The organism is uncultured Friedmanniella sp. (genome assembly GCF_964244005.1).
GTDB lineage: Bacteria > Actinomycetota > Actinomycetes > Propionibacteriales > Propionibacteriaceae > Microlunatus.
Genome location: NZ_CAXTHG010000037.1, coordinates 24,397 through 42,182, shown reverse-complemented (window position 1 = coordinate 42,182; position 17,786 = coordinate 24,397). Strand labels below are relative to the sequence as shown.

The following is a 17,786-nucleotide window of genomic DNA, read 5'->3' as shown; positions in this document are numbered from 1 at the left end:
TGTAGATGCCGTTGCGCTCGGTGAAGATGAAGCGCTTCATCTTGGGGTTCCAGCGGCGGGTCTGGTGCCCGAAGTGGACGCCGCTCTCGAGGAGCTGGCGCGTGGTGACGACGGCCATGGCCGTATTCCTTCCCTGCCGGCCCTCACGGAGGCGCCGGCGTGCGGTTGTGTCCGGCTCCGAGCTGTTCGGAGCCGCCTGACGTCCGCGCGACACCAGCTCGAACACGATCGAGACCGGGGGTGTCGCCCGGCGTTGACGCCGGCGAGCGGACATGCGAAGTCAACCCTGGTGGGTTGCTGGGCTCATGTTACACCGGCGCAACGGGCGGGTTCGCGCCCGAACGGACCGCCGCGCCCTGAGCGAGCGCGCGTCTTCGCCGCCTGCTGGTGGCCGAAGATGTGTGCAGGCACGGGCACACGCGCCCTGAGCTTGTCGAAGGCCTCGAAGAGGTTGCGCTCATCGTCGGGGAGAGTCCTCGCAACCCCTTCGGAGACCTCGACAGGCTCGGGGCGCGTATGGCTGAGCTCTTACTCAGAACGCGTGTGGCTCAAGAGCCGGGATCGCCCGCCGGCAGCGGGATGGCCGTCTCCTGACCGGACGGGGCGCCGAACTGCGGGGTGCCGTCGTCGGCGAAGGTGAGCGGCTGGACGTAGACCTCGCGGTCGTCGCCGCAGCTGCCTTCCGGGGTCGTCACGGCGTGGTAGGCGAACCAGGTCTGGCTGCCGTCGGGTGAGGTGAAGAAGCTGTTGTGCCCGGTGCCGTACTCACCGCTCGCCTCGCTGCCGGCGAAGACCGGTTCGGGCGACTTGGCCCAGGTCTTCGGGTCCAGCAGGTTGGCTGACGCGTCGGCGGTCAGCAGCCCGAGGGCGTAGTCGGGCGTCCAGCAGCCCGAGCCGGAGTAGCTGAGGAAGACCTTGCCGTCGCGGACCAGCGCCGCCGGACCCTCGTTGACCAGCACCCCGACCGTGCCCGACTTGGTCTCCCAGTCGAGCTCGGGCTTCGAGACCAGCACCGCCTTGCCCTTGGTGGTCGTCGGCGTGGCCAGCTCGGCGAGGTACAGGTCCTGCTGACCGTTGTTGGCCCCGGGCCAGCCCGACCAGGAGACGTAGGAGCGACCGTCCGGCACCGCGAACACCGTCGAGTCGATCGCCCACCGGTCACCCGGCAGCCGCAGCCGGCCCGCGAACGTGTACGGGCCGTCGATGTCTGAGGACTCGAGCACGTACGAGCGGTGGTGCTCGTTGTCCCCGTCGTCGGCGGCGACGTAGACGTACCAGCGGCCGTCGATCTGGTGCAGCTCGGGCGCCCACCACTCACAGCACGGCGATCCGTCGTCGCCACCGGTGAAGATCGTCTTCGCCGGGGCTGACGCGAGCGTGGTCAGCGAGGTCGACGAGCGCAGCGTGACGCCCTGGCCGCTGGTCGAGGACTGCACGTAGTAGTAGCGGCCGTCGACCACGGTCAGGAACGGGTCGGCCCCCTGACCGAGGACCGGGTTGGTGAAGGAGGCCCCGGCCGCCGAGGAGGCGGGGGCCGCGACCGGAGGCTCACCGGAGGGCGACGGGCCCGACGAACAGCCGGCCAGCAGCAGTCCGAGGGCGAGGACGACCACCGCGACGAGTCGCCTCACCCCTTGAGGCCGCTGCGGGAGACGCCCTCGACGATCGAGCGCTGGGCCAGGATGAACAGCACGATCGCCGGGATGCTGGCGATCGCCGCACCGGCCATCACCACCGGGTAGTTGATCGTGAAGGCACCCTGCAGGATCGACAGCCCGGCCGGCAGGGTCAGGTTGCTCGGGCTGAACAGCACGAACACCGGCCAGAGGAAGTCGTTGTAGTTGGTCAGGAAGGACAGCACCAGCAGCGTCGCCAGCCCAGGTTTGGACAGCGGGATCACCACCCTGATGAACGTGGACCACAGGCCGGCGCCGTCGATCGCGGCCGCTTCCTCCAGCTCGATCGGCAGCGACAGGAAGAACTGGCGCAGGAAGAACACCCCGAAGGCGCTGCCGGCGCCCGGCACGATCACCGCCCACAACGTGTCGAGCCAGCCGAGGGAGTTGACGATGATGTAGTTCGGGATCAGGAAGAGGAACCCCGGGATGAACAGCGTGCCGATGATGGCCGCGAAGACCACCTTCTTGCCCGGGAAGTCCAGCCGGGCCAGTGCGTACGCGGCGAGAGCGGCCGTGGCGGTCACGAGCACGGCGTTCGCAGCCCCCGCCACCAGGCTGTTGATGAACCACCGGATCACCGGGGTCTCGCTCGAGGTGTTGAGCAGCGGCGTGTAACCCGCGGTGGTCGCCGGGTCGGGGATCCAGCGCGGCGGGATCGCCGTCGCGCCGTCCGGGGTCTTGAACGAGGTCAGGAACATCCACACCAGCGGGCCCAGGAAGACCAGGGTCAAGATCCCCAGGGTCAGGGCGAAGAGGAGCTTGGTCATCGGGGTGCCGTTCCGGCCGCCGCGACCGCGCTTGGAGACGGGCGCGGCGGAGGTGGTGGCCGGGGTCGAACCGGCGGAGACCGCGGTGCTCATCAGCTGTCCCGCCTCTGCAGCACGCGGAAGTTGATCACGCTGATGATCAACAGGATCACCGCGAGCACGTAGCTCATGGCGGCGGCGGAGCCCATCCGGAAGCTCCGCAGACCCTCGTCGGCGATGTAGCCGATCACGGTCCGCGTCGCCGTCCCCGGGGCGCCCTTGGTCAAGATGTAGGACTGCCCGAACATGTTCGCCGACGCCAGGATCGTGGTGGTGATGACGAACACGGCTACCGGGCTGAGACCGGGCAGGGTCACGTTGCGGAACTGCTGCCAGCGGTTCGCCCCGTCCATGTCGGCGGCCTCGTACAGCTCGGGGGAGATGTCGGTCAGGCCGGCGAGGTAGATCAGCGCGTTGAAGCCGAGGGTCCACCAGACCGTCATCCCGACGAGGCTGATCCAGGCCCACGGCAGGTCGGTCGTCCACGGGATGGTGCGGCCGAGGAAGTAGTTCACGACGCCGATGTTGGGGTCGAGCATGTAGCGGAAGAGCAGCCCGATGACGGCGACACCCAGCACGTACGGCAGGAAGAACACCGCCCGGAAGAAGGTGCGCCCCGGGAACGACCGGTTGAGCAGCAGCGAGATCCCCAGCGGAAGCACCACCAGGCACGGCACGCTGAACAGCACGAAGATGCCCGTGGCCTTCATGGACTGCCAGAAGTCCCCGAAGTCACGCGAGCTCGGCGTGAACAGGTCGACGTAGTTCTGGAGCCCGACCCACGGCTTGTCGAAGAGCGCGAAGTCGTAGTCGTGCAGGCTGATCCAGATCCCGAAGACCGCCGGCGCGGCGATGAAGCCGAGGAACAGCACGAGGTACGGCGCCAAGAAGAGGTAGGCGACCAGCCCCTCCTGCCGCCGCGCGGGCGTACGTCGCGTAGCCCCGCGGGCCGCCGCCACCGCGACGACTTGCGGGTCAGACTGGATGGCCATGCCTAGCCGCCGTACTTCTTCTGGTTGGACTGCAGGATCTGGGTCGCCTTCGCCGCACCCGCGGCGAGTGCGGCTTGCGGCGTGGCCTTGAGCAGCACCGCGGAGTTGACGGCGGTGTACAGCTCGGCGAGCGCGTCACCGATGCCCGGCACGGCCGGCGGGAAGTGCACGTACTCGGCCTCGGGGGCCAGGGAGTACTCCTCCTTCAGGGCCTTGAACTCCGGACTCTCGGCGACGCTCTTCTTGGCCGGGATCTTGCCGCTGGTGGCCCACTCGGCCGACCGCTGGCTGACCCAGTTGATGAAGTAGCGGGAGGCGTCCAGCTTGTTCTGGTCGGGCTTGATCTGGCGCAGCTGGACGAACTGGTGCGAGTTGCCCCAGACGCCCTTCTCGCTGCCGATCTGCGGCACGGGCGCGACACCCCACTCGATCGTGCTCTGGGCCTTGAGGTCGTTGATCTGCCAGATGCCGTTCCAGTTGAACGCGTTCTTGCTGTTCTTGAGCGCGATGTAGTCCGCGTCCTGGCCGACGTTCTTGGGGCTGTAGCCCTTGTTGATCATGTCGACCAGCCACTGCAGCGCCTGGATCGAGCCGTCGGCGTCGAACGTCGCCTTGGACAGGTCCTCGCTGAAGGGCTCGGCGCCGTACTGCCACATCAGGGACTGGAACGTGAACCCGCCGGTGAACTGGAACGGGGAGACCCAGAAGCCCTGGATGCCCTTGCCCTTCATCTGCTCCAGGGCGGCTTCGTAGTCGTCCTTGGTCGTCGGCGGCTTCTCGGGGTCGAGTCCGGCCTTGCTGACCACGTCCTTGTTCCAGTAGAAGGCGAGCGGGTGGATGTCCAGCGGGATGCCGAAGCGCTGGCCCTTGTAGACCCCGCCCTGCCAGACGGCCGGGGAGAAGTCGGACTCCTGCAGCTTCAGGGCGGTCGCGACCTGGTCGATCGGCGCGATGATGTTGCGGGCCGCGTTGGTGGGGATGTCGTCGATGTGCAGACAGCCGACGTCGGGGCCCTTGCCGGTGGTGACGGCGGCGGGCAGCTTCTGGAACAGGTCCGCCCACTGGTAGATGTTCATCGTCACCTTGACGTTCGTCGCCTGGGCGTTGAACTCGCTGACGATCTTCTTGATCACGTCGCCGTCGCCGCCGGTGAAGCCGTTCCAGAACGCCAGCTCGACGGCCGGGCCGGTGTACTCGGTCCCGCCGGAGCCGGTGTCGGGGGCCTCGGCTTGGCCGGCGCCGACCTTGGTGCCGCCGCCGCAGGCGGTCAGAGCCAGCCCGGTCCCGGCCAGGCCGGTCAGGGCCATGAAGGATCGCCGGGTCAGGGCGCTGGAAGACGTCGTCGTCATCTCGACTCGCTTTCTGGGAGAGATCGGTGTTCAGCCTGCCGCGACCTTACAACGATGAAAGAAAATGCGCCACGCACCCCCCGTACGGCCTGCCGGACACGGCCCGGCCACCGCCAGCGCTGCTACGGTGCTCGCGTGAGCCCAGGGCGCCCGCCGACGCGGCTGAAAGACGTCGCTGACCGCGCCGGGGTCTCGGTGAAGACGGTCTCGAACGTGGTCAACGACTTCCCCTACGTCCGCGACTCGACCCGGGCCCGGGTGCAGAGCGTGCTGGACGAGCTCGGCTACCAGCCCAACCTCAGCGCCCGGCACCTGCGCAGCGGTCGGACCGGGGTGATCGCCCTGGCCGTGCCCGAGCTGGACGCGCCCTACTTCTCCGAGCTGGCCTCCCACGTCGTCCGGGCGGCGATCGAGGTGGGCTGGACTGTGCTGATCGACGAGACCGGCGGTGACCGCGACCGTGAACGGGCCGTGGTCGCAGGCATCCGGGGATCAATGATCGACGGCGCGCTGCTCAGCCCGCTCGCCCTGCACGAGTCCGACCTCGACCAGGGCGCGTCCGCCGTCCCGCTGGTGCTGCTCGGGGAACGGTTCGGCTCGGGCTCGGCCGACCACGTCGCCATCGACAACGAGACCGCCGCCCGTGAGCTCACCGAACACCTGATCGCCCGCGGCCGGACCAGGATCGCGGTGGTCGGATCGCAGGGACCGCCGTACGGGCACACCGCCCGACTCCGCCTCGCGGGCTACCGGACGGCCCTGACTGAGGCCGGGCTGACGTACGACCCGAGCCTGGTGGTGCCGGTGAGGCAGTGGCGGCGACCGGCCGGAGCCGAGGCGGCCCGGACGCTCCTGGACCGGCCCGACCGGCCGGACGCGATCTTCTGCCTGAACGACCTGCTGGCCCTGGGGGTGCTGCGCACGCTGGCTGACGAGGGCGTCGTCGTCCCCGACGACATCGCCGTCGCCGGCTTCGACGACATCGAGGAAAGTCGCTACCACCGGCCTGAGCTCACCACGGTCGCGCCCGACAAGGCCGAGATCGCGCGGCAGGCGGTGGCGCGGCTGGCGGCTCGGCTGCGACCAGGTCCGCAGGCCCCCGCCGAGGAGGTCACCGTGGCCCACCAGCTGCTGGTCCGGGGCAGCAGCGGCGGCTGAGCCCGCGCCCTGCCCTGGGTCACTGCGGCAACTGCGCCCTTCTTTACATCGTTGCAAGAGCCGGGGTATAACGAGGAGGCCGTTCCGTCACCGACGACAGGATCCTGATGCGCCCACGCCCGAGACGTCCTGCGCCGCCCGTTCGACGATTCGCCGACCGCAGGACCCCACGGGCTACGTCCCCACGGCGAGCCGCGGCCGCCGCCGTCGGCGTGCTGGGGCTGCTCGGGGCCACCCTCGCGGCCCCCGCCTCAGCAGGGCCGACGCCCCCCGCCGACGCGCGGGCGGCGGTGGTGCGAGCGCCGTACACCAACCCGATCTCGCGCTCTTTCGCCGACACCTTCGCCGACCCGTCGCTGGTCCGCGGGCTGGACGGCGCCTGGTACGCCTACGGCACCTCCGACCCGCTGTACGAGTTCGCGTACACCAGCAGGATCCCGGTTGCGCGCTCCACCGACCTCGTGCACTGGACCCACGAGGAGGACGCCTTCACCCTCGGCAACGTTCCGTCGTGGGCCGACGTGGACGCCTCGCTGTGGGCCCCGGACGTCCGCTACGTCGACGGCGAGTACCGGATGTACTACGTCGTCACCGCTACCCTCCTCACCCCCGAGCGGAACGACAGCGCGATCGGGATGGCCACCGCACCCACCCCGACCGGACCGTGGACCGACAGCGGCGCGCCGGTGGTCAGCCCGCGTCGCGGCCCCAGCGGCGCGGACAGCGATCTCTGGACCTTCGACCCGGCAGCCGTGACCGACACCGGCGGCAGCCAGTGGCTGTTCTACGGCTCCTACTACGGCGGCATCTCCGCGGTTCGGCTGAGCGCGGACGGCCGCGAGGCCGTGGGCACACCGACCCAGGTGGCGATCAGCGACAAGTTCGAGGGCGCCTACCCCGTGCACCGCGGCGGCTGGTGGTACCTGTTCGCCTCGACCGCCAACTGCTGCGCCGGCCCGACGACCGGCTACAGCGTCCAGGTCGGCCGCTCGCGCTCGGTGACCGGCCCCTACGTCGACGCCCAGGGGGTCGCGCTCACCGCCTCCCGCGCCGGCGGCACCCCGACGCTGGTCCAGAACGGGAACGCGTGGGTCGGTACCGGCCACAACGCGGTGGTCAGCGACCGCGCCGGCCAGGACTGGATCGTCTACCACGGCATCGACCGGGCCGACCCGTACCTCAACGACACCGACGGCATCAACGAGCGGCCGATGCTGATGGACCGGCTCGACTGGGTGAACGGATGGCCGGCAGTCCGCGCCGGCCGTGGCCCGAGCGAGCGGCAGCAGCGCGGACCCGCCACCGACGGCGCGAGCGTCACCGACCTCAGCGCCGGTATCCCCCGCTCCTACGCCACCACCGGCCGCTGGGCCACAGCGACCGACGACCAGTCCGGAGCGCTGGCCCGGTCGGTCACCGCCGGCACCCTGACGTCGACCGGTCCGGCGAAGGCGAGCGTGCGGGTCGAGGCCGACCTGCGTTCGGCCGGCGCCCGCTACGGGGTGCAGGCCACCGTCGGCGGCACCCGGGTCCGGGCGGTGGTCGACCCCCGTCGTCACCGGCTGACCCTCAGCCAGACCCGACGCGGCCACGTGCTGACCTCGACCACGCGACCGCTGCCGGCCGGTACTGCCAGCAGCTGGCACGCGCTCTCTCTCGAGGTGCGCGCTGGTCGCGCCGTCGCGGAGGTTTCCGCGGCCCGGTTGGGTGACCCAGTGGCCGTCACGAAGACGTCACTACGCGGCGCGACCGGTTCCGTCCGTTCCGGTGGGGCGTACGCAGCGGGAGCGGGGGTGGAGGTCGACAACCTGAGCGCCCTGCCCGCGGCCACCCCCGTCCGGCACCTCGTCGGTGATCGGGTGCCGCACCGGCTGGACCGTGCGGCGAGCGATGAGTTCAGCGGCGACACCGTCGGCGCAGGCTGGAGCTGGGTGCGCGAGGACGCGGCGGCTACGGTGACCAACGGCAGGCTCCGCTGGCCCACCGAGGCGGCCGACCTCACCGGGGACGGCAACAACGCCGGTGTCCTGCTGCGCTCCCCCGGCGCGGGCGCGTGGACCGTCCAGACCAAGGTGACGACCGACCTGGGGGTCGACACGGTCCGTAACTACTCCCAGGCCGGGCTGATCGCCTACGTCGACGACGACGAGTTCGCCCGGCTGTCGACGGTGGCCATCGAGCGGACCCGGCAGACCGAGTTCGGCCACGAGATGCCGTACGCCGGCCGGCTGTCCTACGGCGGCACGATCGTCGGCCCACCGGCCGCCACCACCTGGCTGCGCCTCACGCACATGGTCGACCCGGCCAACGGGGAGCACGAGCTGCGCGCCTGGAGCAGCCGGAACGGCCGGACCTGGGTCAAGGGCGGCGTCTGGACCCTGCCAGCCGGCGCTGACGTCCGAGTCGGGCTCGTCTCCCACGGCGGGGCCGGGGCGACGGCCCGCTTCGACTACCTCCGCCTCTACCGGTGACCGGCCCGAACGGGCGTCGGTCCGACGGGAACAGGAGCCGCCGCCGCTACCGCAACCCGGTCTACGACGGCTACTTCGCCGATCCGTTCGTGTTGCGCTGGGAGGACCGCTACCTCGCCTACGGCACCGGTGACCAGGTGGACGGACGTGCGTTCCGGGTCCTGTCGTCCTCCGACCTCGTCAGCTGGACGTCGGTGGGTGGGTCGCTCGAGCTGCCCCCGGCCGAGCTGGGCAGCGACTACTGGGCGCCGGAAGTGGTGCACGCCGACCGAGGCTGGTGGATGTACTACTCGGTCGGGCACGGGGACCGGGGTCACCAGCTCCGGGTGGCGCGGGCCGAGGGGCCGCTGGGGCCGTTCCGTGACACCGGCGTCAACCTGACCCCGGACGAGACGTTCGCGATCGACCCGCACCCGTTCCGCGACCTCGACGGCCGCTGGTACCTCTACTACGCCCGCGACGTGCTGGACGGCGAACGGGTCGGCACCCAGCTGGCGGTGGCGCCGCTGGCTACGATGACCTCGTGGGCCGGGCCTCCGCGACCCGTGCTCGCCCCCAGCGCCGACTGGCAGATCTTCGAGCGGCAACGGGCGATCTACGACCGCGTCGTGGACTGGCACACGCTGGAGGGGCCGACGGTCCGCGAGCACGACGGCGTCTACTACTGCCTCTACTCCGGCGGGTCCTACCTCGGTGAGGGCTACGGCGTGGGCTGGGCCCGGGCGGACCACCCGCTCGGACCCTGGACCGAGACCGTCGGCGCTCCGCGGCTGCTGGCCACGGTGCCCGGCCACGTCCGCGGGCCGGGGCACAACAGCGTGGTGACGACCTTCGGCGGCACCGACGTGCTCGTGTACCACGCCTGGGACGAGGCGATGTCGCGACGCTGGATGTGCATTGACGCGCTGTCTTGGTCCGACGCCGGACCGACCACCCGTGGACCGACCTGGACCGAGCAGCAGCGCCCCAGCTGAGACCGGTCGCGGGGCCTGGAGCGGTCCGGGGTTGTCCACAGCCAGCGAGCTGCGCGTGCGTCGTCCACAGGCCGAGGCGGAAGCGGCACACCGGGCCCCGACGTCCGGAGACTCTCAGCCGTGAGACGTTCCTCCTCCGGCGGCTGGCTCTGCCTGCTCGCCTTCGCACTGGTGCTGGCGGCGCTGCTGGCGGCCGCGACGCCGGCCTCGGCGGCGCCGACGCTGCCTCGGGGCCGCTGGCCGCTGCCGGGGTCGCCGCAGGTGCTGCGCGGCTTCGAGCCGCCCCGCACCCGCTACGGACCGGGGCACCGCGGCGTCGACCTGGCCGCGGCCCGCGGCACTCCGGTGCTGGCGGCCGCGGCCGGCACGGTGAGCTTCGCCGGTCTCGTCGCGGGCCGGGGCGTGGTCGTGGTCGACCACGGCGCGGTGCGCACGACGTACGAGCCGGTGGCCGCGCAGGTCGGGGTGGGTCAACGGGTGGGCGCCGGCGACCCGCTCGGCGTGCTCGGCGCCGGCGGGCACTGCGCTCGCAGCTGCCTGCACTGGGGGCTCCGCGCGGGTGAGGACTACCTCGACCCGCTGCTGCTGGTCGGCGCGGGCGGCGGGGTCCGGCTGCTGGCGGCCGCCGACCGCGCGGCGGTGCAGCGCGAGGCGGCGGAACGGGCCCGGTTGGCGGCCGCGGCCACCGCCGGGCTGGGCGCCGGCTGGGTGATGGGCCCCGGCGGCCGGCACGGCTTCGAGGATCCCGTGCCGGGTCCGATCACGTCCGCGTTCGGACTCCGCCTGCATCCGGTGCTGCACGTCTGGAAGCTGCACGACGGCACCGACCTCGGGGCGGCCTGCGGGACACCCATCCGCGCTCCCGCCGCGGGTCGGGTGACCGGCGAGACCCGCAGCGCCGGTTACGGGAACCGGCTCTTCCTCGACCACGGCCGGGTCGACGGCCGTCAGGTCGTCACGGGGTACAACCACGCCGCGGGCTACGTCGTCCGTCCCGGACAGCGCCTCGCCAAGGGCGAGCTGCTCGGCTACGTGGGCCAGACCGGCTACGCCACCGGCTGCCACCTGCACCTGATGGTCTGGCTCGACGGCGGCCTGACCAACCCGATGACCTGGTTCTCACCGTGAGGACCTCAGGCGCGGGGGTGGGCCTGCTGGTAGGCCTGACGCAGTCGCTCGTCGGTGACGTGGGTGTAGATCTGGGTGGTCGCGAGCGAGGCGTGGCCGAGCATCTCCTGCACGCTGCGCAGGTCGGCGCCGCCTTCGAGCAGGTGGGTGGCCATGGCGTGCCGCAGTCCGTGCGGGCCGAGGTCGGGCGCCCCGTCCACGCGGCCGAGTGCTCGATGCACGACGCGGCGGACCACCCGCTGGTCGATCCGCAGTCCGCGGGCCCCGAGGAAGACGGCGGGACCCGAGCCGGCCACCGCGACCGTTGGGCGACCGTCGGTCAGCCAGGCGTCGACGGCCCGGAACGCCGGGGCTCCGGCCGGTACGGACCGTTCCTTCCGGCCCTTGCCCAGCACCCGCAGCAAACGACGCTCGCCGTCGATGTCGTCGACGTCCAGACCGCAGAGCTCGGCGACCCGGATGCCGGTGGCGTAGAGGGTCTCGAGCATCGCGACGTCCCGCAGCCCCAACGCCGCCGACGCCGGCGACCCGTCCGCGGTCCCGCCCCCGGCGACGTCCAGCATCTGCACCGCCTCGTGCTGCCCGAGCGTCGGCGGCAGGGCGCGGGCCGACCGAGGCGAACGCAGGCTGCGGGCGGGGTCGGTCGGCACCCGACCGGACCGGGCGGCCCAGTCGAAGAACACCCGCGCCGCTGCCGACCGGCGTTGCAGGGTGGCCCGGGACTGGCCGCGGGTCTGCTCGTGAGCCAGCCAGCTGCGCAGCGATCGGACGGTGACCTCCTCCAACGAGGTCAGGCCGAGCCGCTGCAGGTGCTGGAGCAGACCGGACACGTCGGAGCAGTAGGCCCGGACGGTGTGCGGTGACAGGTCACGCTGCAGCGCGAGGTGCCGGGCGTAGTCCGCCAGCGGAGCGGCGAACGGACCGTCCGCGGCGTCGTCCGGGTCGGTATCCACCCTCCCAGGCTGACCGCTGGGCGCTCGATCCCGGCGCTGCCACTCCGCGCTACCGTGATCTCTGTGACAACCAGAGTGACCACCGGTGGCCAGGTCCTGCCCATCACGCGGTGGGGGACGCCCGTGATGCACGGCCGCACTCGGCCCGTGACCGAGTTCGACGAGACCCTGCAGTCGCTGGTGGACGACATGTTCGCCACCATGTACGCCGCGGAGGGCGTCGGGCTCGCCGCGACCCAGGTCGGGGTCGATCTGGCGGTCTTCGTCTTCGACTGCCCCGACGACGACCAGGTCCGGCACTCCGGGGTCGTCTGCAACCCGGTGGTCGAGCTGCCGGAGGGCAAGGAGCGTCATCTGGAGACGATCGACGAAGGTTGTCTGTCGCTGCCGGGTGCTTACATCGAGCTCGCCCGGCCCGACTTCGCGGTCTGTCGCGGCCAGGACGCCCTCGGCGAGCCGGTGGAGGTGCAGGGGACAGGCCTGCTCGCGCGCTGCCTCCAGCACGAGACCGACCACCTGAACGGCACCGTCTTCGGCGACCGGCTGTCTGGGCGCGCCCGCAAGAAGCTGTACGCGCTGCACCAAGACCTCGCCGACTGCTACCCCGACGACTGGCCCGTCTCGCCGCGGTCGGCCGAGCTCGACGACGAGGACTGACTCGACGACGAGGACTGGCTCGACGACGAGGACTGGCTCGACGACGAGGACTGGGCAGCGACCGTTGCGGCGGGTCCGAGGGCGTAGCAGGCGATCGCCGTCGCGGCCGCGACGTTGAGGGAGTCGATGCCCGCCGCCATCGGGATCCGGGCGCGGACCGTCGCGCCTGAGGACCAGCGTGGCGACAGTCCTGCTCCCTCGGTGCCCGCCAGCACTGCCACCTTGCGGGGACGCGCGACCAGGTCGGCGGCCACCTCGGCGAGGTCGACGGCGCCGTCGGCCAAGGTGAGGGCCACGGTGGTGAAGCCGGCCGCACGCAGCAGGTCGGGAGCGGCGCGCCAGTCGGCCAGCCGGGCCCAGGGCAGCGAGAACACTGATCCCATGCTGACCTTGATCGACCGCCGGTAGAGCGGGTCCGCGGCCCGGGGGGACAGCAGCACGCCGTCCCAGCCCAGACCCGCCGCGTTGCGCAGCACGGCTCCGACATTGGTGTGGTCGACGATGTCCTCGCACACCACCAGCCGGGTCAGCGCCAGCAGCTCCGGCACGGCGTGCCGAGCCTCTCGGTGCAGCGAGGCGAGGGCGCCGCGGTGGACGTGGAAGCCGGTGACCTGCTCGGCGAGCTCCTCGGTCACCAGGTAGACCGGGACGTCTGGCCAGCGACGCAGCACGTCGTCCAGCCCGGCCAGCCAGCGTGCGGCGAGCAGGAAGGAGCGCGGCCGGTAACCAGCCTCCACCGCCCGCCGGATCACCTTCTCGCCCTCGGCGATGAACAAGCCCTGCTCGGACTCCAGCGACCGGCGCAGCGAGGTCTCGCGCAACCGGACGTAGTCCGACAACCGATGGTCGTCGGCCTGCTCCACGCGCGTCGGCGGTCGGGTGGGGCCGGCCGGCGGTTCCGGAGGAGGCACGCCACCATCATCACGCACGGCCGCAGCGCCCACACTTCCGTCAAGCACACAGGCTTGCGCTCGCCTAGATCAAGCCTCTAGGCTTGACGAATGTTCGTACTGACGGTTGACCAGGTCGCCTCACGGCGTCGGCCGGACCTCGTCGACCAGGCGTTGACCTCGCTGGCCGACGTGGCGGCGGCGGTCCCCTTCACCCGGACGCTCGGCGACGAGTTCCAGGGTGCCGTCCAGGAGGAATCGTCAGTGTTGGCTGCCATCCTCATCCTCATGCGTTCGCGACAGTGGCACCTCGGCCTCGGGATCGGTCCCGTCGAACGGCCGCTGCCCACCGACTCCCGGTCCGCCCGCGGCCCCGCCTTCGTCGCCGCCCGGTCCGCGGTCGAGCAGGCCAAGCGCGAGCCCAGCCATCTCGCCGTCGTGTCGGCGGCCCCGACCGCGACCGAGGCCGAGGACGCCGCTGTGGTGCTCCGACTGCTGCTCGCGGCGCACGAGCGACGCAGCGCGCAGGGTTGGGAGGCGGTGGACGCCATGCGCGCCGCGACGAGCCAGGCCGAGGTGGCGACCGCTCTGGGCATCAGCCGACAGGCGGTCGGTCAGCGGCTACGCGCGGCGGCGTGGGCCCTGGAGGAGCAGACGCTGCCCGTGCTGACCCGGCTGCTGGGTCGCGCCGACGATGCCGCGACGACTCCGGCGGTCACCCGATGACGCTTCTGCCGGGCCTGGCCTGCGCTGTGTGGTTGCTGCTCAGCCTCGCGAGCGTCTGGGTCTGGACGGCCGCCGACCGACCGCGGACGCCGCTGACGCGCACCCGGGTGCTGATCGGGGTCGTGGCGGTCGAGGTCGCCGCCACCGCCGCCGTCGGCTGGCTGGCCGCGAGCGGCCCGGCGCTGACGGCGCCCTGGTCGTGGACCGCAGTCGGGCTCGCCGGGCTCGCTGCGGTGCTCTGCGGTGGAGCGGTCACCTCGTCGGTGCTCGCGCTGGCCGACGCTTCGTCGCGGGCGCAAGGCCCGCGGGTGCAGCGGACGGTGCTGCGCGGCGGAACCTGGATCGGGGCCCTCGAACGACTGGTGATGACGGCCACCGTCACGGCGGGCTGGCCGGAGGGAATGGCCGCCATCGTGGCCGTGAAGGCCTTCGCGCGCTATCCCGAGCTGAAGGCCGGACAGAACAGCGGAGCCATCGAACGCTTCATCATCGGGACGTTCACCAGCCTCGGCTGGGCCGCGGCCTGCGCCGGTCTCGCCCTCGTGCTGACCCGTCCGTAGAGTGCCGGAGTGACTCCGCCCGTTCTCGGCCGCCTCCCCTGGCAGCCGGCTCTCCAGCACCCTGAGCTGCTCGCCGACCCGGTCGCCGCCGCCCTCGCCCACCTCGACCTGGAGTGCTTCGTCGCCCCGATCGACGCGGCGTTGGCTGACACCGCTGCGTTCTGTGCGGCGTACGACGTACCGCTGGAGGTCTCGGCCAACTGTGTCGTGGTGGCCGGCCGACGTGGCGAGACGACCACCACCGCCGCCTGCCTGGTGCTGGCCACCGACCGCGCGGACATCAACAAGACGGTCCGGCGCCACCTGGACGTGCGAAAGATCTCCTTCGCCAGCATGGCCGACGCGGTCGCGCAGACCGGGATGGCGTACGGCGGGATCACCCCGGTGGGGCTGCCCGCCGGCTGGCCGCTGCTGGTCGACGACGCCGTCGGCGCCACCCCGTGGGTCGTGGTCGGCAGCGGGAGCCGCGGCAGCAAGCTGCTCGTCGCCGGAACCGACTGCGGCCGGCTGCCCGGGGCCGAGGTGCTCGAGCTGAGGCAGCCGCCATCAGTCCTGCTGCGGTAGGTGAACCCCCCCGATCGAGGGTCGGCTGACGCTGGCCCGACCCGCGAGCCCTCCACCGTCCCCACCGCACTGCGGCATCCCGACAAGCTCGTGTCGTGGTCGCCGACGGTCCGGACACTCCGAGGAGCCGGCCGGGGGCACTACCACTGGGCGGGCTACCGCTGGACGGGCTCCGCGTAGTCAGGCCCAACCGGTGCCCCAGCCCCGTTCGACCCAGCCCCGTTCGACCCAGGCCCGTTCGACCCAGCCGCGTTCGACCCAGGCCCGTTCGACCCAGCCGCGTTTAACTCAGCCCCGCTGGTGGCCGGTTCGCTGCTCGGTGCGCCGGCTGGGCCCGTCTCCAGCGCCGCTGGCGTGTACGTGGTGGGCTTCTCCAGCTGCTGGGCGGCGGCGATCGCCTCCTGGATGGTGCGCTCGGCGGCGGCAGCCTCGACGGCGTTCTGCGCGGAGATCTCGCCCTGGACGTCGATCTTCGGCGGAGCCGCGAAGTCGCCCTTGGCCTGCGCCGGGATGCCGGAGGTGATCGAACCGACCGCGCTGCCCAGACCCTCGAGCGCCTTGTTCAACTCGGACGGCACGATCCAGACCTTGTTGGCGTCGCCCTTGGCGAGCGCCGGCAGCATCTGCATGTACTGGTAGGCGAGCAGCGCCTGGTCGGGCTGACCGGCGTGGATGGCGCCGAAGACGGTGCTGATGGCCTGCGCCTCACCCTCAGCCCGCAGCATCTGCGCCTGCCGGTCGGCCTGGGCGCGCAGCACGGCGGCCTCGCGGTCACCCTGGGCTCGCAGGATCGCGGACTCCTTCTCACCGCCGGCGGACAGGATCTGGGACTGCCGCTGGCCCTCGGCGATCAGGATCGAGGCCCGCTTGTCACGCTCGGCGCGAGCGCCCTTCTCCATCGCGTCGCGGATGGTGGCCGGCGGCTCGATGGCTCGCAGCTCGACCCGGTTGACCTTGATGCCCCACTTGCCGGTCGCCTCGTCCAGCACGATCCGGAGCTTCTGGTTGATCTCTTCGCGGCTGGTCAGCGTCTGCTCGAGGTCGAGCCCACCGATGATGTTGCGCAGCGTGGTCATGGTCAGCTGCTCGATGGCCTTGATGTAGTCCTGCGCCTCGTAGGCGGCCCGGACCGGGTCGATGATCTGGAAGTAGATGACCGAGTCGATGCTGACCATCAGGTTGTCCTCGGTGATGACCCCTTGCGGCGGGAACGGGACGACGTTCTCCCGCATGTCGAGGTTGTGCCGCACCTTGTCCAGCACCGGCACCAGCAGGTGCGGCCCCGGCTCAAGGGTGCGGTTGAACTTTCCGAGCCGTTCGACGATGGCCACGCGCTGTTGGCGCACGACGCGCACGGCGTTGCTCAGGAACGCGATCAGCGCCACGACGACGGCGATCAGGACGATCAAGCTGGCGGTATCCACTCCTCCAGTGTGCCCCGTGATCAGGGCAATCGGTCGGAACCGTCCTGCAGCAGTTGGCTAGGGAAGCTGGCCGTACTTGGGATAGACGACCGCGATGGCTCCGTCGATCTCGTAGACCTCGATGTCGGTGCCGGCGTCGATCACCACGTCGGTCGAGTACGGCCGTGCCGACCAGCTCTGGCCGTCGACCTTGATCTCGCCGCCGGAACGGTCGATCTGAGACAGGGCGACGCCTGAGCTGCCGACCATCTTCGCGGTCGAGGAGCGGTAGCCGGGCATGTTCTTGACCTTGGCGAGCAGTGAGGGCCGGAGCAGCGACAGCATGCCCACACTGACCCCGGCCGCGGTCAGCACCTGCAGCCACCACAGGTCAGGCGCGGCGACGGCGACGAGGCTGCCGGCCAACGCGCCGACCGCGAGCATGATCAGCACGAGGTCCAGCGACACGATCTCCGCGACGGCCAGCAGGAAGGCGAGGCTCAGCCAGATCGCCCAGGCGTGGTCGCCCAGCCAGTCGGTCAAGTTCACCTCCATGGTGCCCCCCGGGCCTCGTGGGACGTCGTAGGGACGGTCCGGTGCGGCGCATCGAGCCTGTTCCCCATGGTGCCAGACCGACGAAGCGCCGGCGCGACCGAACGCGAGGCCGGCTCAGACCGCACGGGCGCTCCAGCGGCCGTCGGTCTCGGTCAGGGTCAGCGGCAGGCCGAAGGTCGTGGTGAGGTTTGCTGCGGTGAGCGTGCTGCGCAGCGGCCCGGCCGCCACCACCCGGCCGCCCTGCAGCAGCAGCGCGTGCGTGATCCCGACGGGGATCTCCTCCACGTGGTGGGTGACCAGCACCGAGGCGGGCGCGTACGGGTCGCGGGCCAGCTCGCTCAGCGTCCGCACGAGCGACTCCCGGCCAGAAAGGTCGAGCCCGGCCGCCGGCTCGTCCAGCAACAGCAGCTCCGGGTCGGTCATCAACGCCCGGGCGATCTGCACCCGCTTGCGTTCGCCCTCGCTCAGGGTACCGAAGGTGCGGTCGGCGAGGTGGTCGATCCGCAGCGACGTCAACAGCTCGGCGGCGCGGGCGTGGTCGAGGTCGTCGTAGACCTCGCGCCAGCGACCCAGCACGGCGTACGAGGCGGACACGACCACGTCGTGCACCCGCTCACCGCGCGGGATCCGCTCGGCCAGCGCCGCCGAGGTCAGCCCGATCCGGGGCCGCAGGTCGAAGACGTCGACCGTGCCCAGCACCTCACCGAGCAGTCCGACGACCCCGCTGGAGGGGTGAATCTGGGCCGCGAGCAGCTGCAGCAGGGTGGTCTTGCCGGCCCCGTTCGGGCCGATCACCACCCAGCGCTCGGACTCGTCGACGCTCCAGTCGACGTCGTCGAGCAGGGTCGCGCCACCGCGGACGATGCTGACGCCGGCCAGGTCCACGACTGCTGCCATGCCGGCCAACCTATCCTCCGGCCC

At 71.5% G+C, this 17,786-nt stretch carries 17 protein-coding genes and 1 pseudogene; 8 read left to right on the top strand and 10 right to left on the bottom strand.

The features are described from left to right. From ACFE76_RS18445 to ACFE76_RS18425, 5 genes are all read right to left on the bottom strand, one after another. Window positions 1-118, bottom strand: a 118-nt coding sequence (locus ACFE76_RS18445) for a 30S ribosomal protein S2 (protein WP_375433247.1), incomplete at its 3' end; no start/stop codon positions are given. A 430-nt stretch (window positions 119-548) separates the two neighbouring features. Further along, window positions 549-1,631: a family 43 glycosylhydrolase gene (locus tag ACFE76_RS18440; protein WP_375433242.1), complete on the bottom strand. Its 1,083-nt coding sequence runs from the start codon at window positions 1,629-1,631 to the stop codon at window positions 549-551. Then, the gene (locus ACFE76_RS18435) at window positions 1,628-2,539 is read right to left on the bottom strand and encodes a carbohydrate ABC transporter permease (RefSeq protein ID WP_375433241.1); all 912 of its coding nucleotides are present in this window, start codon (window positions 2,537-2,539) and stop codon (window positions 1,628-1,630) included. The genes ACFE76_RS18440 and ACFE76_RS18435 overlap by 4 nt, the downstream gene beginning before the upstream one ends. Further along, complete coding sequence (locus ACFE76_RS18430; RefSeq protein ID WP_375433240.1) at window positions 2,539-3,477, bottom strand: carbohydrate ABC transporter permease; 939 nt, start codon at window positions 3,475-3,477, stop codon at window positions 2,539-2,541. Before ACFE76_RS18430 ends, ACFE76_RS18435 begins: the two co-directional genes overlap by 1 nt. A 2-nt stretch (window positions 3,478-3,479) precedes the next feature. Beyond that, entirely contained in the window at window positions 3,480-4,826 is a 1,347-nt protein-coding gene (locus ACFE76_RS18425; RefSeq protein ID WP_375433239.1) for an ABC transporter substrate-binding protein, read from the bottom strand. Window positions 4,827-4,961: 135 nt separating this feature from the next. Here ACFE76_RS18425 and ACFE76_RS18420 point away from each other — a divergent pair, with 135 nt between their 5' ends. The 4 genes from ACFE76_RS18420 (at window position 4,962) to ACFE76_RS18405 (ending at window position 10,557) form a co-directional block, all read left to right on the top strand. Further along, window positions 4,962-5,984, top strand: coding sequence for a LacI family DNA-binding transcriptional regulator (locus ACFE76_RS18420; RefSeq protein WP_375433238.1), 1,023 nt, complete (start codon window positions 4,962-4,964; stop codon window positions 5,982-5,984). A gap of 212 nt (window positions 5,985-6,196) precedes the next feature. Next, a complete protein-coding gene (locus tag ACFE76_RS18415; protein WP_375433237.1) occupies window positions 6,197-8,455 on the top strand; it encodes a family 43 glycosylhydrolase in 2,259 nt (752 codons plus the stop codon). Continuing rightward, window positions 8,452-9,429, top strand: a complete 978-nt coding sequence (locus ACFE76_RS18410) for a glycoside hydrolase family 43 protein (protein WP_375433236.1) — start codon at window positions 8,452-8,454, stop codon at window positions 9,427-9,429. The genes ACFE76_RS18415 and ACFE76_RS18410 overlap by 4 nt, the downstream gene beginning before the upstream one ends. A 120-nt stretch (window positions 9,430-9,549) precedes the next feature. Continuing rightward, the gene (locus tag ACFE76_RS18405; RefSeq protein WP_375433235.1) at window positions 9,550-10,557 is read left to right on the top strand and encodes a peptidoglycan DD-metalloendopeptidase family protein; all 1,008 of its coding nucleotides are present in this window, start codon (window positions 9,550-9,552) and stop codon (window positions 10,555-10,557) included. Window positions 10,558-10,562: 5 nt separating this feature from the next. Here the strand turns inward: ACFE76_RS18405 and ACFE76_RS18400 are convergent, their stop codons facing one another. Then, on the bottom strand, window positions 10,563-11,510 hold the full coding sequence (locus ACFE76_RS18400; RefSeq protein WP_375433234.1) for a tyrosine recombinase XerC: 948 nt from the start codon (window positions 11,508-11,510) through the stop codon (window positions 10,563-10,565). Window positions 11,511-11,573: 63 nt separating this feature from the next. Here ACFE76_RS18400 and def point away from each other — a divergent pair, with 63 nt between their 5' ends. After that, window positions 11,574-12,167, top strand: a complete 594-nt coding sequence (gene def / locus ACFE76_RS18395; protein WP_375433233.1) for a peptide deformylase — start codon at window positions 11,574-11,576, stop codon at window positions 12,165-12,167. 77 nt (window positions 12,168-12,244) lie between these two features. Here the strand turns inward: def and ACFE76_RS18390 are convergent. Beyond that, window positions 12,245-13,030, bottom strand: a pseudogene (locus ACFE76_RS18390) (TrmH family RNA methyltransferase); the annotation flags it as partial. A gap of 138 nt (window positions 13,031-13,168) precedes the next feature. Between ACFE76_RS18390 and ACFE76_RS18385 the strand changes: the two are divergent. From ACFE76_RS18385 to ACFE76_RS18375, 3 genes are read left to right on the top strand one after another with little or no spacing between them, the layout of a single operon-like run. Continuing rightward, window positions 13,169-13,783 carry a SatD family protein gene (locus ACFE76_RS18385; protein WP_375433232.1) on the top strand — a complete coding sequence of 205 codons (615 nt, stop codon included), beginning with the start codon at window positions 13,169-13,171 and terminating at the stop codon, window positions 13,781-13,783. Next, complete coding sequence (locus tag ACFE76_RS18380) at window positions 13,780-14,343, top strand: hypothetical protein (protein WP_375433231.1); 564 nt, start codon at window positions 13,780-13,782, stop codon at window positions 14,341-14,343. The genes ACFE76_RS18385 and ACFE76_RS18380 overlap by 4 nt, the downstream gene beginning before the upstream one ends. Before the next feature lie 9 nt (window positions 14,344-14,352). Further along, window positions 14,353-14,907, top strand: coding sequence for a YbaK/EbsC family protein (locus tag ACFE76_RS18375; RefSeq protein ID WP_375433230.1), 555 nt, complete (start codon window positions 14,353-14,355; stop codon window positions 14,905-14,907). A gap of 155 nt (window positions 14,908-15,062) precedes the next feature. Here ACFE76_RS18375 and ACFE76_RS18370 read toward each other — a convergent pair whose 3' ends face one another. From ACFE76_RS18370 to ACFE76_RS18360, 3 genes are all read right to left on the bottom strand, one after another. Continuing rightward, window positions 15,063-16,292: an SPFH domain-containing protein gene (locus tag ACFE76_RS18370; RefSeq protein WP_375433246.1), complete on the bottom strand. Its 1,230-nt coding sequence runs from the start codon at window positions 16,290-16,292 to the stop codon at window positions 15,063-15,065. 96 nt (window positions 16,293-16,388) lie between these two features. Beyond that, complete coding sequence (locus ACFE76_RS18365) at window positions 16,389-16,865, bottom strand: NfeD family protein (protein ID WP_375433229.1); 477 nt, start codon at window positions 16,863-16,865, stop codon at window positions 16,389-16,391. Window positions 16,866-16,979: 114 nt separating this feature from the next. Next, the gene (locus ACFE76_RS18360; RefSeq protein ID WP_375433228.1) at window positions 16,980-17,762 is read right to left on the bottom strand and encodes an ABC transporter ATP-binding protein; all 783 of its coding nucleotides are present in this window, start codon (window positions 17,760-17,762) and stop codon (window positions 16,980-16,982) included. Between the last annotated feature and the right edge of the window lie 24 nt (window positions 17,763-17,786).